This is a genomic window from Paraburkholderia lebeckiae, from assembly GCF_014201005.1.
In the GTDB taxonomy this organism is placed as follows: Bacteria; Pseudomonadota; Gammaproteobacteria; order Burkholderiales; family Burkholderiaceae; genus Paraburkholderia; species Paraburkholderia tuberum.
Genome location: NZ_JACHDK010000047.1, coordinates 1 through 13,309, shown reverse-complemented (window position 1 = coordinate 13,309; position 13,309 = coordinate 1). Strand labels below are relative to the sequence as shown.

At 61.8% G+C, this 13,309-nt stretch carries 11 protein-coding genes and 1 pseudogene; 6 read left to right on the top strand and 6 right to left on the bottom strand.

Annotation, left to right across the window (positions count from 1 at the left end; all coding sequences use genetic code 11):
• Both HDG39_RS33900 and HDG39_RS33895 read left to right on the top strand, forming a co-directional pair.
• On the top strand, window positions 1-1,161 hold a 1,161-nt coding region (locus tag HDG39_RS33900), incomplete at its 5' end, for a LysM peptidoglycan-binding domain-containing protein (protein ID WP_184012567.1).
• Between the two features lie 36 nt (window positions 1,162-1,197).
• The gene (locus HDG39_RS33895) at window positions 1,198-2,706 is read left to right on the top strand and encodes a hypothetical protein (RefSeq protein WP_184012565.1); all 1,509 of its coding nucleotides are present in this window, start codon (window positions 1,198-1,200) and stop codon (window positions 2,704-2,706) included.
• Between the two features lie 812 nt (window positions 2,707-3,518).
• Here HDG39_RS33895 and HDG39_RS33890 read toward each other — a convergent pair.
• The gene (locus HDG39_RS33890; protein ID WP_184012563.1) at window positions 3,519-4,844 is read right to left on the bottom strand and encodes an MFS transporter; all 1,326 of its coding nucleotides are present in this window, start codon (window positions 4,842-4,844) and stop codon (window positions 3,519-3,521) included.
• A 124-nt stretch (window positions 4,845-4,968) separates the two neighbouring features.
• Entirely contained in the window at window positions 4,969-5,928 is a 960-nt protein-coding gene (locus tag HDG39_RS33885) for an MBL fold metallo-hydrolase (RefSeq protein WP_184012561.1), read from the bottom strand.
• A gap of 205 nt (window positions 5,929-6,133) precedes the next feature.
• Between HDG39_RS33885 and HDG39_RS33880 the strand changes: the two genes are divergently transcribed.
• Together HDG39_RS33880 and HDG39_RS33875 are read left to right on the top strand one after the other, a co-directional pair.
• Complete coding sequence (locus tag HDG39_RS33880) at window positions 6,134-6,937, top strand: IclR family transcriptional regulator (protein WP_184012559.1); 804 nt, start codon at window positions 6,134-6,136, stop codon at window positions 6,935-6,937.
• Between the two features lie 5 nt (window positions 6,938-6,942).
• The gene (locus HDG39_RS33875) at window positions 6,943-7,797 is read left to right on the top strand and encodes an IclR family transcriptional regulator (protein WP_184012557.1); all 855 of its coding nucleotides are present in this window, start codon (window positions 6,943-6,945) and stop codon (window positions 7,795-7,797) included.
• Window positions 7,798-7,807: 10 nt separating this feature from the next.
• On the opposite strand, the gene HDG39_RS33870 is transcribed toward HDG39_RS33875, so the two are convergent.
• Together HDG39_RS33870 and HDG39_RS33865 are read right to left on the bottom strand one after the other, a co-directional pair.
• Window positions 7,808-7,999, bottom strand: a complete 192-nt coding sequence (locus HDG39_RS33870) for a DUF2783 domain-containing protein (protein ID WP_018422160.1) — start codon at window positions 7,997-7,999, stop codon at window positions 7,808-7,810.
• Window positions 7,996-9,690 carry an FAD-dependent oxidoreductase gene (locus tag HDG39_RS33865; RefSeq protein ID WP_184012555.1) on the bottom strand — a complete coding sequence of 565 codons (1,695 nt, stop codon included), beginning with the start codon at window positions 9,688-9,690 and terminating at the stop codon, window positions 7,996-7,998. Before HDG39_RS33865 ends, HDG39_RS33870 begins: the two co-directional genes overlap by 4 nt.
• A gap of 133 nt (window positions 9,691-9,823) precedes the next feature.
• On the opposite strand from HDG39_RS33865, the pseudogene HDG39_RS33860 reads away from it, so the two are divergent.
• A pseudogene (locus HDG39_RS33860) lies at window positions 9,824-10,523 on the top strand (methyl-accepting chemotaxis protein); the annotation flags it as partial.
• Window positions 10,524-10,791: 268 nt separating this feature from the next.
• On the opposite strand, the gene HDG39_RS33855 reads toward HDG39_RS33860, so the two are convergent.
• A complete protein-coding gene (locus tag HDG39_RS33855; RefSeq protein WP_184012551.1) occupies window positions 10,792-11,151 on the bottom strand; it encodes a hypothetical protein in 360 nt (119 codons plus the stop codon).
• Between the two features lie 413 nt (window positions 11,152-11,564).
• Between HDG39_RS33855 and HDG39_RS33850 the strand changes: the two genes are divergently transcribed.
• Window positions 11,565-12,719 carry a Vgb family protein gene (locus HDG39_RS33850; protein ID WP_184012549.1) on the top strand — a complete coding sequence of 385 codons (1,155 nt, stop codon included), beginning with the start codon at window positions 11,565-11,567 and terminating at the stop codon, window positions 12,717-12,719.
• A gap of 73 nt (window positions 12,720-12,792) precedes the next feature.
• Here HDG39_RS33850 and HDG39_RS33845 read toward each other — a convergent pair whose 3' ends face one another.
• Window positions 12,793-13,212, bottom strand: a complete 420-nt coding sequence (locus tag HDG39_RS33845) for a DUF1810 domain-containing protein (protein ID WP_184012547.1) — start codon at window positions 13,210-13,212, stop codon at window positions 12,793-12,795.
• Between the last annotated feature and the right edge of the window lie 97 nt (window positions 13,213-13,309).

Sequence of the window (13,309 nt, the reverse complement as noted above, 5' to 3'; positions counted from 1 at the left end):
ACATCCACCTATTCGTACGAATGGTGGGACAGCGCGAAACAGAGCCAGATCCTGGCGCAGGGGAGCAACCCGGACGCGCCGGGCTGGAGACCGGCCTCGAGCTATTTCAACTACGACGTCAACGGCAACCTGAAGGCCACCTACGACGATGGTGGCGGCCAGGCGGGCAGGGCACGCGCGTTCACGTACTACACGGATCTGCGCGGCCAGGTGCAGCGGCGCGACGAACTGGTGGGCGTGACGGTGGCGGACGACGGCACGATCCGGGGCGCGACGGGCGATCGCAAGCACAACTACTACTACCTGAACGGCAACCGGGTGGGCAACCAGGGCAACGACGGGGTCGAGACGGTCGACTACGTGCAGGAGCTGGCGGGCAAGCTCGCGAAGGGCAGCGAGAGTCAGTACAAGGTGTTCACGCCGGTGGGCAGCGCGGACTTCGACGAGAACTTCATGGCGATCAACGGGGTGTATCCGGGCGTGAGCCCGGGTACCTGGACGGTGCGCGATGGGGATACGCTGCAGTCGATCGCGTCGTCGCTGTGGGGGGATGCGACGCTGTGGTACATCCTGGCGGACGCGAACGGGCTGAAGGGCGATGACGTGCTGAAGGCCGGGCAGATGCTGACGGTGCCCAACCAGGTCACGAACGTGCACAATACGGCGACGACGTTCAAGCCGTATGACCCGGGCAAGGCGATCGGCAATACGCAGCCGACGTTGCCGGATCCGCCGCCGCCGCCGAGCAAGGATGGGGGATGTGGTCCGGTGGCGGCGATCATTGCCGTCGTGGTTGCGGCGGTGGCAACGGTGTTCACTGCAGGGGCGGCATCGATGGCGCTGGCCGGGACGCTGTCGAGCTTGACCGTGAGTGGCGCGATGACTGCGGGCGCCGCCGCGCTGGTAGGCGGCGGTGCGGCGATGGGCTTCGGTACTGCGGTAGCGGCGTCTGTGATCGGCGGTGCCGTAGGCGCGGCAGCGGCCCAGGGCGTCATGATCGCGGCTGGCGAGCAGAGCGGCTTCAACTGGAAGGGGGTGGCGATGGGCGCTGTCGGCGCAGCGGTCGGCTCGAGCGTTCTTGGCGTAACGGGAGTTGGCTCGGCGGTCGGTAGCGCGTTCGGCGGAAGTACCGCCAGCCAGTTTGCCGGTGCCGCCGCGTAAGGAGCAATCCGGTCGGTAACTACGCAGGGTATTGGCGTGCTGACTGGCGCACAGCACAGCCTCGACTGGAAGGGGGTAGCTGCTTCTGCGATCGCGTCGGGAGTCGCGTATGGCGTGGGCGCCGCGGTGCGTAGCGTCGGGGCGGACTTTGGCTTCGATATGCAGTCCGACAGCGGTCGATTTGTGACGGGCGTGAGCGCGGGGGTTGCTGCAGGTGCGGCTAGTACAATCGTGCGCGGTGGGAGCCTTGGGCGCAATGTCGGCGCCATAACAGCAGACGCACTGGCATCGACGGTTGGCAATCTGGTCGTGGACAACGTGCAGGCTGCCAGTGTGGCGAAAACCGCCACGGCCGGCAACGGCCGCATGAGCAGTCTGTACGGTGTCGCTGGCAACGACGATGATCTCGTTCGACAGGCGACGCAACAGAGCTATAACGTCAGCGCTGGCGATCAGTTTGCGGGGATGGCGGGCTGGAGCCTGGCGTTGCAGGGACAGGTGGCATCGACTGGTGCAGCCAGTGCAACAGGCGGCTACGTGGGCAGTACGCCGAGTCCATATGGTGGTGCTGCGTTCAACACGCAGCAGGCACGCATCGAACGTATCGCAGAGATGCAGTTGCAAGCGGCGAACCCGGCCGATGTCCGACCGGGATGGGGCGAACTGAACGTTCTGGTTACGGGTGTTGGGTCGCGCGAAGAGGCTGGTGAAATTCGTGCGTTGCCGCTGAGCATGCGCGACCGGCTGTCTGATCCGAGCGTGGCGGATACGCCGGGCGGTGCTATCCTTGGGCTTGCATATAGTGCTGCTGAAAAGGCTGGCGACGTTGCTGCACTGTTCTCCCAATTCGGCCTGAATCCGGTCACTGGCGAGATGCGTAGCCCGGGGCAACTGCAGCGGACAAAGGAAGACCTGGTGATTAACGCCGGTACGCTCGGCGTTGGCGCATTCGAAAGCGGAGCGGTAACGCTTGCAAGGCAGGAGGGCCAGGCGGTCTTGAGGTCGGCGGGCGAGGCATTTGGTCCGCAACTCGACAAATTGATCGAGCGCACGACATCGGGCCTTCGAACATATGTTGTGCCGGAAAGCGGCGCTCTTGGGGCTCCCATTCCAAGGGTGAATGTCGCAGATGACTTTGTGTTCCGTGCAAACAGAAACGGAAGCGTGACGCTGCAATTCGGTGATCCCGAGGGAGTCCACGGCCTAATCGTTAACGTGGATAAACAGGGGACCCTCGGCTTCGACATCCGATCGGCTCGTGGTGGAAGCTCATTCTCGAATGAATCCGGGACCGATATGTTTGCCAGTGCGATGCAAAGACTTGAACGTGAAGGAGTTCAGGTAAATGCCATTCGGGGTGTGTGGATTAATGGGACCGACAGCGTCAATGCGGCCCAATATGCGTCGAACCTGAGTCTTGGGATGAGCCCAGAGAGAGCGGCGGCGAACACGTGGACTGGGCGTATCGCTGCCCGATATGGCTTCACCAACGTAGGCGTTCCCAATGTTGGGTATTCTGCGACAACCGTAATTTTTGGTCGATGAAATGATGCTAGAAGATATTTTGAAAGGGAAGTCGCCGAGCGAAACTTTTAGACAGGTAATCGCATGTGACCCGTCTATAGGGAACATTCGGCTTGGGGAGTTGTTGAGTGACGAGTTTATCGACCTGTCGAGTGAGGCGCAGCAACTCGTGTGGCATTGGAAAGGCCCGGGTAAGAGCCAGGGTTTATGCGACGAAGATTTGGATGCGTTACTTATGAAATTGCTGCGCGAAGCCGGATATTTGTAGCAGTTTTTGGGGCAATGGATGCTTTGCTCTGACGTGGCACAGGCGGGCGCGCATTGCGCGCCCGCTGAAGTTGCCTAGGTGCAGTCTTGGCGAGCGGTTCCAGTCTTCCGGCGAATCCCTTCTGAAGCATGTGCGAGCGTCGTGCGATTCGTCCGCCGCGGCGTAAAAGCACGCGTCTGGACAAAAATTACCATTGGTCGTGTTGACAGGCCGGAGAGCGTCGTTCTATAAGGGTTTGCGCTCTTCAAGAATGCAGTTCGCATCAGGGCACTGCCTCATTCCAGCAGCGTGGATATAGTGCCCTTGTAGGTGGGCAATCCGTGAGGTACTGCGAATTACCACGTAATGCCGGGGCAAAGTGGAAAACGGAACACGATGGATCGATGTTTTCAGCTTTGCGAGAGGAGTGCATCTACAATCTTCGCAAAGCGCAAAATCAGTTTTTAAAGGATTTGCTTGATATGGCAAATTGGTAGAGCGTGAAATTGCAGCCCCGCTTCGGCGGGGCCATTTAAAGGCAGATTACGCAGGCAAGGGGCACCACCACAACTCGGCATAGGCGACATCACCGTCGCATCACGCTCCCCTTAACGCCGGCCATCAAAGCGACCCCACTAACCACAAGCAGACTCGCAAGCAGATACACGGCAAGATCCATACTCCCCGTCGTCGTGCGAATCTGACCGATCACCCACGGACTGACGATCCCGCTCGTAATCCCAATACTGCTAATAAACGCGATCCCCGACGCAGCCGCTTTCCCGGACAGATAGCTGGTAGGCACCGCCCAAAAGATCGGCAGCGCCGCGAAAATCAACACGGCAGCGAGCGACAAGATAGCCAGCATCGCAGGAAAGCTGCTCAGATGCAGCGTAAGCGCCGCGAGCGCGAGACCCCCGCCCACCGTGCAGAAAGCAAAATGCTTACGCCGTTCCCCAGTTCGATCCGAGCGGCGCGCAATCAGAATCAGACCCACCGCACCGATCGCATTCGGCACCACGGTATAAAGACTCACCGCCACGACATCCTGAACCCCAAAATCGCGGATCATCAATGGCATCCAGAAATTGAGCGTCAGCGACGCACAGGTCAGCGAAAAATAGATGAACGCGAACAGATAGACGCGCGGATTGAGCAACGCGGCGGCGAAGCTGCGACTGTCATGCCCGTGGTCTTTCGACTGGCCTTGCGCGCAAAGCGCGACGAGTCGCTCTTTTTCGTCCTGCGTGAGCCAGCTTGCCTCGTGCGGCTTGTCGACCAGATAGCGCCACGAGAGCAATCCGAGAATCACAGCGGGTGCGCCTTCGATCGCAAACATCCACTGCCATCCGAACAGGTTCAGCACGCCGCTCATGTCGCGCATGATCCAGCCGGAGAAAAGTCCGCCGAGCACGCCCGCGACCGCCACGCCCGCGAAAAACACCGAGATCACGGCGGCGCGCCGGCTGGCGGGAAACCAATACGTCAGATACAGCACGATGCCCGGGAAAAAGCCCGCCTCGAAAACGCCCAGCATAAAGCGCAGAACGTAAAAGTGCGCGGGCTTCGACACGAACATCATGCACATCGACGCGATGCCCCACAGCAGCATGATCCGCATGAAGGTTTTACGCGCGCCGTATTTGGCCAACAGGATGTTGCTCGGCACCTCGCACAGCACGTAGCCGACGTAGAACACGGCTGCGCCGAGTCCGTACATCGCGTCGCTGAAGCCGAGATCATGCTTCATCTGCAATTGCGCGAAGCCGATGTTGATCCGGTCCAGAAACGACACGACATAGCAAAGAAACAGAAACGGCACGATGCGCCACGCGACCTTCCTGAACATCGAATCGTCGCTCGCGATGGGCGCGGCGTGGCCAATGGCGTTGCCATCGAGGGAATGCTGCATGTCTCGCTCCAGGTGCGGAGCGCGCCTGTGCGAAGACGAGCGCGCCCGAGGCGTCTAGCGCGCCTTCATGGTTTGAACGGAAAAGAGGAAAGACCGAACGGCCTTTCCCGAGTGCGCGGCGCGATCAATTCTGCAGCGCGTCCCACATTTCCTTGTCGCGCTGCGCGGTCCAGATGCGCGGATGGCTGATGCCGCTTGCTTCGTCGTAAGCTCGCGACACGTCGAACGGCAGGCAATGCTCGTAGATGAAGACGTTGCCGAACTTCGGGTCCATGGCCTTGCGCGTGAGCGCCATCGCGCCCTTCAGGTCGAGCTGGTCCTTGAATGCGTCACGGCCCGCCTGCAACAGCGTGGTGACGAAGTCTTTCGTGTAGTCGAGGCCCTTGTTCACTTCCGCCGGCGACAGCAGCGCGGGGCCGCGACCCGGCACCAGCTTCTCCGCGTTCAGCGCGCGCAATGCTTCGAGCGTTGCCGGCCATTGTTCGAGTTGCGCGTCGCCGCAGTAGCAGGCCGCGTCGTACTCGACCAGATCGCCGGAGAACAGCACCTTCTGCGACGGCAGCCAGACGACCGTGTCGCCCTTCGTGTGGCCCGCGCCGAGATGCGCGATGCGCACTTCGAGCTTGCCGAGAAAGAGCGTCATTTCCTTTTCGAAAACCAACGTCGGCCACGTCAGACCGGGCACCGTTTCGACGCCTGCAAAAAGACGCGGGAAGCGTTCGATCTCCGACTTCATATCGGCTTCGCCGCGCTCGACGATCATTTCGTAGGTGCCGCGGCTGGCGATCACCTGCTGCGCCCCTTCCTTGAAGTACGCCGACGCACCCAGCACACGCACCGCGTGATAGTGCGACAGGACGACGTATTTGATCGGTTTGTCGGTGACGCTGCGGATCTTCGCGATCAGGTCTTGCGCCATGGCCGGCGTGGCGGTGGTGTCGACGATCAGCACGCCGTCGTCGCCGATGATCACGCCCGAGTTGGGGTCGCCTTCGGCCGTGTAGGCATACGCGTTTTCCGACAATTGGGTCCACGTGATCTTCTTCTCTTCCAGGTCGGCCTGGGATGCGAAAGCCTTCGCCATGTCTGTCTCCGTCTCACGACTCGTTGGGGGATGACTAATAGTCGTCGTCACGCTAATATTTGTCAATGACAAAATACCTTGTCATTCACTAAGTTAGGGTAAACTCCGTTGGTTGGTCGGCACGGTCCGATCGGATACCATCTAGGCCTTCCACGGGCGACACCGAACGGGCCGAATCTCCTTCGGGTCAAGGGCGGACAACACGATGGCTGATACGACAAGCGAAAAGAAACAGCGGGGGATTCAGAGCGTCGAGGTCGGCGGACGTCTGCTGCAGGCGCTGGCGCGACAGCGCGAACCGCTCGGGCTGACCGAACTGGCAGGCGAGGCGCAACTGTCGTCGGCGCAGGCGCATACCTATCTCGTGAGCCTGACGCGCCTCGGCCTCGTCAAGCGCGATGCGCTGACCGGCAACTACGAGCCGGGGCCGCTGTCGTTGCGGCTGGGCCTCATGCATGTCGAACAGCAGCCGGTCTGTCGCATCGCGGCTGCCCACGCGGCTTCGCTCGCCGAGCGGATCGGTCTTAGCGTGGCGATCTGCGTGGCGGGCGTGCAGGGCCCGACCATCGTCCGATACGAGCGCAGCGGTGCGCCGCTGCATGTCAATCTGCACATCGGCACGGTGATGTCGCTCGAAGCGACATCGACGGGCCGCGTATTCTGCGCGTTCTGCGCGCCCGAGCAGGTCGCGCAAATGGCGCGAAGCCAGGCGCATTCGGCGGACCCGACGCCGGCGCGCGGCCGCGCCGCCAAAGGGCCGACTAGCACGGAGTGGCGCAAACGCTTCGATGAGATCCGCGCGCGCGGCATCGAGCGAGGAATCGATGCGCCGAGTCCGGGCATCAGCAGTCTGAGCGTGCCGGTGTTCGATGGCGATCAACGGATGCAACTCGCGTTGACGGCGATCGGCTCGTCGGGTTCGATCGAAGTCGCGTGGGATGGTGTGGTCGCGCGTCAGTTGCTCGAAACTTCCCGACGTATCACCGAAGCGCTGGTCACACCCAGCTGAGAATCATGCAGATCGAAACTCCGGACGCGTCCGACGCGAACACGCCCCAACTCAACGACACGAAAGCTCAGCGCGGAATCAGCGCGCTCGACAACACAGGCGAACTCCTGCTGGCACTCGTTGCCGCCGGCCGTCCCCTGTCGTTGCGCGATCTGGCCGCGGCCGCCGATATGCCCGCCGCCAAGGCGTTTCCGCATCTGGTGAGTCTGCTCAAGGTCGGCTTGCTGAGCCGCGACGACGCCGGTCTTTTCAGTGCGGGACCGCTCGGCATGGAGCTCGGCCTGATCGCGTTGCAGCGCATGTCGCCGATTCGCGATGCCGAACCGGAGATCGTCACGCTTGCGGCGGAGTCCGGCATGAGCGTCGCGGTGGCGATTCTTGGACCTTTGGGTCCTACGGTGATCCGCTTCGAAGAATCGGCGAGACCACAACACGTGAGCCTGCGCGTGGGCACCGTGATGTCGCTCGTCAACACGGCGATAGGGCGCGTGTTCGCCGCGCATCTTGCGGACGACGTATTAGTCGGGCTGTTGTCGCAGGAATCGATCAGACTCGCGGGCGCGCCGCTTGCGGAAGTGCTCGTGGCGCCGAAAAAGAGCCCGCCGTCGTTGGCCCCGGCCTATCTGGCACGTCGCGCGAAGGTCGTGAGCGACGGCATCGATGACGCACTCGATGCGCCGGTGCCGGGCATCGGCGCGTTGGCCGCGCCCGTGTTCGATCATACGGGCAGTGTCAGTCTGGTGGTCGCGGTGATCGGTCCGTCGGGCGGCTTTGACTTCAGCACGCACGGCACGACCGCGCAGAAGCTGCTCGCCATGACACGACGGCTGTCGTGGCGGTTCGGCTGGATCGGGCGCTGAGCCTGGGTCGTCAATCCGCGCGCGCCAGCGCCAGCGCTTCGAGCAGCACGTCGGCATCGCCGATGTGGTTCGCGAGCAGCAGCACGAGCTTTGCGTTCATGAAATGGCTTTGCTCGTCGGTCAGTCCATTGTGCGCGTCGATGAGCTTTTCATAGAACGCATCGGGATCGGTCATATTCGTTTCGATGTTCAGCTTGGTCATGATGGTGATCCGTTGCAGGTTGCGCGATCCACGGCCTTGGCGACCGAGGCGGTGTCGAGGGCGCGCCAGCGCGCGCAGACGTGCTGGTCCGGACGCAGCAGATAAAAGGTGCCGGGCCGCGCATCGAAGCGATGCGTGACGATGCCTTCGACGTCCTCGATCACCGTGACGTGAGGCATCTCCGGAAGAGCGGTCACGGCCGCGCCACGCGGTACGACGATCAACGAGTGAACCGGCACCGCGAGGCATGCGAGCGCGCGAAGCTGTTCGGCGCATTTCGTCAGGTCGTCTCCCTGGCCGCAGAATTGCACACCCGTAAAGCCGCCATGTCCGGTTTGATTCAGGAACCAGGCGTCTTCGCCAGCGAGCTTGACCGGCGCATCGGTGCTGGCCGCGCCGGGCACCATCGCACTGGTGAACGCGTCGGCGTCGGGCGTGTTCAGGGGCGAGTCGCGCAGAACCGCCGGCACCGACAGACGGCCGCTGTTGACGATGCGCCGCGCGAACGGACACTCTTTCGCGAGCTTAAGCGTGGCATCGCGGAACATCCGCGAAACCGCGCTTTTCGGCGTGATGAAGTCGGTGGCGCGCGATGAGTTCAGGATGTTTTCGTCCGCCGCATACTCGCGCTCGGATGCATAGGTATCGAGCAGCGCCGGCGGCGCGTCGCCGTTGACGACGAGCCGCAGCTTCCAGGCGAGATTGTCGGCATCCTGCACGCCGCTATTCGCGCCGCGCGCGCCGAACGGCGACACGCCATGCGCCGAATCGCCCGCGAACAGCACGCGGCCATGCCGGAAACTGTCCATCCGCAAACACGAAAACGTGTAGACGCTGACCCATTCGAGCTCGAACTCGGCATCGTCGCCGAGCAGCGCTTTCACGCGCGGAATCACTTTTTCAGGCTGTTTTTCGGCGACCGGATCGGCGTCCCAGCCGAGCTGGAAATCGATGCGCCAGACGTTGTCGGGCTGCCTGTGCAGCAGTACGGATTGATTGCGATGGAAGGGCGGATCGAACCAGAACCAGCGTTCGGTCGGAAACGGCGCCTTCATTTTCACATCCGCGATCAGGAAGCGGTCCTTGAAGGTGCGACCATGACTGTCGAGACCGAGCGCCTTGCGCACCGCGCTGCGCGCGCCGTCGGCGGCGACCACGTATTGCGCGCGCATCGGATAAATGCCGTCGGGCGTTTCGACCCGCAACACGACATGGTCGTCTTGCTGGGTCACACCGATCACATTGCTTTTCCAGCGCATCTGCAGATTCGCGGTTCGCTTCGCCTCGTCTGCCAGATAGCCCTCGACGTAGTACTGCTGCAGATTGATGAATGCTGGGCGCGCGTGGCCTGTCTCGGGCAGCAGGTTGAACGTATAGATCAGTTCATCCTGCAGGAACACCTTGCCGACGTTCCAGCTCACGCCTGTGTCGACCATCTGCTTGCCGCAGCCGAGCCGATCGAAAATTTCCAGCGTCCGCTTCGCAAAACAGATTGCGCGCGAACCGCTCGACAGCGTGTCGTCATTGTCGAGCAGTACGGTGCGAACGCCCTGCTGGGCCAGATCGATGGCCGCTGACAACCCGACCGGGCCAGCGCCGATCACCACCACCGGATAGGTGAGCGGTGCACCGGCATCGTGGTCGGCGGCTCGCTCGTAGTCGAACCGCATCGATTGGTAGTTGATCTGCATGGCGTCTCCGGGTTCTGCGGGATATCTTTTATTAATCTATAGCAAGCATTATTGCTCCTTGCTAATATTAGCCATTCTATAAAGCTTTTTAAGCGATCGAATCTGTATTTACCCTGGTGTGGTTCCATTACCCGCAAACTCCAACGCGGATCTGAGTCAGCGTACCGAGGAGCAGGCAACCGCACTTCAGGAAAGCGCCGCGTCGATGGAGAACTAAGCGCGACCGTGAAGCAGAATGCCGCCAATGCGTTCGAAGCCAGCGAGCTCGCGACTGGCGCTTCGTCGATCGCGGTGCAGGCAGGAACGTTGTCGGCGCGGTCGTCGAGACGATGAGGGGGATCAACGAGAGCTCGCGCAAGATTGGCGAGATCATCGGCATCATCAATGACATCGCGGCGCAGACCAACATTCTCGCGTTGAACGCGGCAATCGAGGCAGCGCGTGCCGGGGAACAGGGCAGAGGATTCGCTGTCGTCGCGGCCGAGGTGCGCTCGCTCGCGAAACGCAGCGCGCAAGCCGCTCACGAAATTCGGGAGTCGATTACCGCAAGCGTGGAGCGCGTCGATCATGGCAGCGCACTCGTCGACCACGCGGGCGCAACGATGTCGCAGGTCGTGGATGCGATTCAGCGCCTGAGTATTCTCGTGGTGGAAATCAGCAACGCGGGTGCGCAGCAGAGCGTCGGCATGGGGCAAGTCGGTGAAGCGGTCAATCGGATGGACGAAACCACGCAGCAAAACGCAGCGCTCGTCGAGGAAAGCGCGGCGGCGGCGGAGAGCTTGAGGCAACAGGCTGCAAACCTCGTTGACTGCGTCGCACAGTTCAGGTTTTGAGCGAAGTGACGGATCGCCTTCGAGTTGGCGGGATCCTGTTAGAAGTGAAGCCGACCCAGCCTCTGGCAGGACGCCTGATTCGGACGACGACGTGCTGACTATGCTCGCGTTGCTACAAACCGGATATAAAAAAATGCGGAGCCACTCGCACATGCGAGGGCTCCGCTGGTAGGAAGGGCCGGGTGCTGACTGACCATCGACGATTGGATTCTTCGCCGCTGAGGACCAGTCCCCGCTCTTCCTGGACAAACCCCGTAGCGTCGATAACTCATTGGGTGGTATGCGCCGCGCCGGCCTGAGTCGTGCCAGGTTGTGCCGATTCAGCCAAAGCGGCGCGTGCGCGGTCGCGGGACTCGCTTACCGACTGGTTGCGTTCTTGCCGGGATTCGCGAGCTTCGGCCCTGAACGCCTTTCTGGCTTCCGCGGTCCGGGCACGTTGTTCACGGTTGGCCTCGCGAATCTCGTTTCGCTTCTGAACGATTGGATCACTGTGGGTAGTCGCCGGTACAGAAGCAGTCTGTGCGACTTGGGGTGCCGCCGTGGCCGGCTGCTGGGCAATCGCAGCGCCGGAAGTCATCAGGCCGAGCACGACGAGCGTTGTGGCGATTCGGTTGGTAAGGCGGCTCATGTTTTACTCTCCGTTCAATTGAGGTCTACTGAATAGTGGCGACAGCCTGCCAAAGCGATGTGAGGTTGTCAGCCGAGTGCGGTTGCCTCCGGTGCAGCGAGGCGCTGATGGTTTCTTTCGGACTAGTCTCAGCACAGGAGCCATTCTAACGAACGCCCGATTCATTTCAAATAGCTTTCAGTCAGGTTTCCCAGGGTAAACCCTCTATTTGGGGAAACTGAATTCAGTGCCTGGCTCGACAACGTCGAGGGAGCGCAAGCCGCGCTAGAGGAGCGTCGGCAGGCAGGGAAGACGGTGGTCGAGATCGGCTGAAGGCGTACGCGTAGCGCCGCCAAGCATTGAAACGTCGGGTTGACCTTGGCAAGTGGCATTCGTGATACGTTAGCTGGCACAAGCAGCAATGGAGACCGCCCATGCTGATTCCTCTGCTGTTACTTGTGGGGCTTCTTTGGTGGATGTTCGCGATCCATCCGGGGCATGCGGCGCTCGAGCGACTTCGTGCGATGACGGAATTTGCCCGCTTGGACTTCAAACATTTTCCGACGCTTGCCCCGCATTCGACTGCCCGGTCTGCGATTGCCCTGGCTCTTTACGCCATTACTTGCGCGATCATCATAGACAACCTTGGCCTCGCGCAGGCTCAAGCACAGCCGCCGTCGTTCGAGAGCTTCGCCGTCCCGGCCGGCAGCGCACCGCATGACGTCGCACCGGCGCATGACGGCACCGTGTGGTACACCGCGCAGGCGCGGGGAGCGGTCGGGCGGCTGGACCCGCGCAGCGGCAAAACCGACACGATCGCGCTCGGCGCCGGATCGGCGCCACATGGCGTGATCGTCGGCCCCGATCGTGCGGCGTGGGTCACTGACGGCGGCCAGAACGCGATCGTGCGTATCGATTCGAAGACGCTCGCCGTTACGCGTTTTCCGCTACCCAAGGACCGGCCGGACGCCAATCTGAATACCGCCGTGTTCGACAAACAGGGGCATCTGTGGTTTACGGGGCAAAGTGGTATCTACGGCGAACTCGATCCGCAGCGATCGCGCATGCGCGTCTTTGATGCCCCACGCGGCGCCGGGCCCTACGGTATCTGCGTGACCCGCTCCGGGGATCTGTATTTCGCTTCGCTGGCGGGAAACTACGTTGGCCGCATCGACCCGACGACGGGCGCGGCACAAGTCATCGAGCCACCAACGCCGAATCAGGGCGCGCGCCGCGTCTGGGCCGATTCCAGGGGGCGCATCTGGGTCAGCGAGTGGAACGCCGGAAAAGTCGGCGTGTACGATCCTGGCACGCACCACTGGCGCGAATGGCGACTGCCCGGCAACGATCCGCACGTGTATGCAATATTCGTCGATGACCAGGACATCGTCTGGCTCAGCGAATGGAGCGCTAATGCGCTAGTGCGCTTCGATCCGCGTGCCGAGCGGTTCGACGTGTTGCCGCTGCCGCGTGACCACGCGAACGTGCGTCAGATGATGGGTCGTCCGGGCGAGGTCTGGCTGTCCGAATCCGGCACGGATCACCTGCTGCTCTTTCGATCCCGTGCAGCCGATGTGAGCGGGCAGTGACCACGCACCGCACCGGGAGCGGAATTGCGCAGTCCGCTGCGCCCCGCGTGCGCAGGACCGCTACCAAAATGGTCTAGAGGAGCTGGAGGGTCCGCGGATCGGCTTCTCCGCCGAAATACTTGCGCAAAGCTTCGATAAATACCTCGTTGTCGTTCGTGGCGTGCGCGAACAAGGTGACCGACGAGCGAAACTTCAGGTCATCCGGATACCCGAAGATTTCCTCGATGGACCGGTCGCTGACGACGTTGACCAGGTGCGTCGTTTCGCGCAGCCGTGGGCCGAGTATCGGGTGGCGCAGATAGGCTTGCGCTTCGGCCAGCGAGGAAAGCGCGAATCGCCGAGCCATTGCGCTGGTTCCGAGCCCCTCGATTTGAGGAAACACGAACCACATCCAGTGGCTTCGCTTGCGTCCGTGCCTCAGTTCATCGCATACCTGGTCGTAGACTGGCTCTTGTGCATCGAGGAAACGCTGAAGATCATGGGGATCGTCCATTTCCCCCCCGCGTCACAATGGTTGTCGCCTGGATAAAATTGGAATCTGGGGGCGATAAAGAGAGAACAAGTTGGCGCGTTACGGAAATACATTCAAG

Excerpts from the sequence above, each read along its gene's own strand:
- HDG39_RS33865 (WP_184012555.1), bottom strand. The coding sequence starts at position 9,690 with ATGCAGATCAACTACCAATCGATGCGGTTCGACTACGAGCGAGCCGCC.
- HDG39_RS33875 (WP_184012557.1), top strand. The coding sequence starts at position 6,943 with ATGCAGATCGAAACTCCGGACGCGTCCGACGCGAACACGCCCCAACTC.
- HDG39_RS33880 (WP_184012559.1), top strand. The coding sequence starts at position 6,134 with ATGGCTGATACGACAAGCGAAAAGAAACAGCGGGGGATTCAGAGCGTC.
- HDG39_RS33855 (WP_184012551.1), bottom strand. The coding sequence starts at position 11,151 with ATGAGCCGCCTTACCAACCGAATCGCCACAACGCTCGTCGTGCTCGGC.
- HDG39_RS33885 (WP_184012561.1), bottom strand. The coding sequence starts at position 5,928 with ATGGCGAAGGCTTTCGCATCCCAGGCCGACCTGGAAGAGAAGAAGATC.
- HDG39_RS33890 (WP_184012563.1), bottom strand. The coding sequence starts at position 4,844 with ATGCAGCATTCCCTCGATGGCAACGCCATTGGCCACGCCGCGCCCATC.
- HDG39_RS33845 (WP_184012547.1), bottom strand. The coding sequence starts at position 13,212 with ATGGACGATCCCCATGATCTTCAGCGTTTCCTCGATGCACAAGAGCCA.
- HDG39_RS33850 (WP_184012549.1), top strand. The coding sequence starts at position 11,565 with ATGCTGATTCCTCTGCTGTTACTTGTGGGGCTTCTTTGGTGGATGTTC.
- HDG39_RS33870 (WP_018422160.1), bottom strand. The coding sequence starts at position 7,999 with ATGACCAAGCTGAACATCGAAACGAATATGACCGATCCCGATGCGTTC.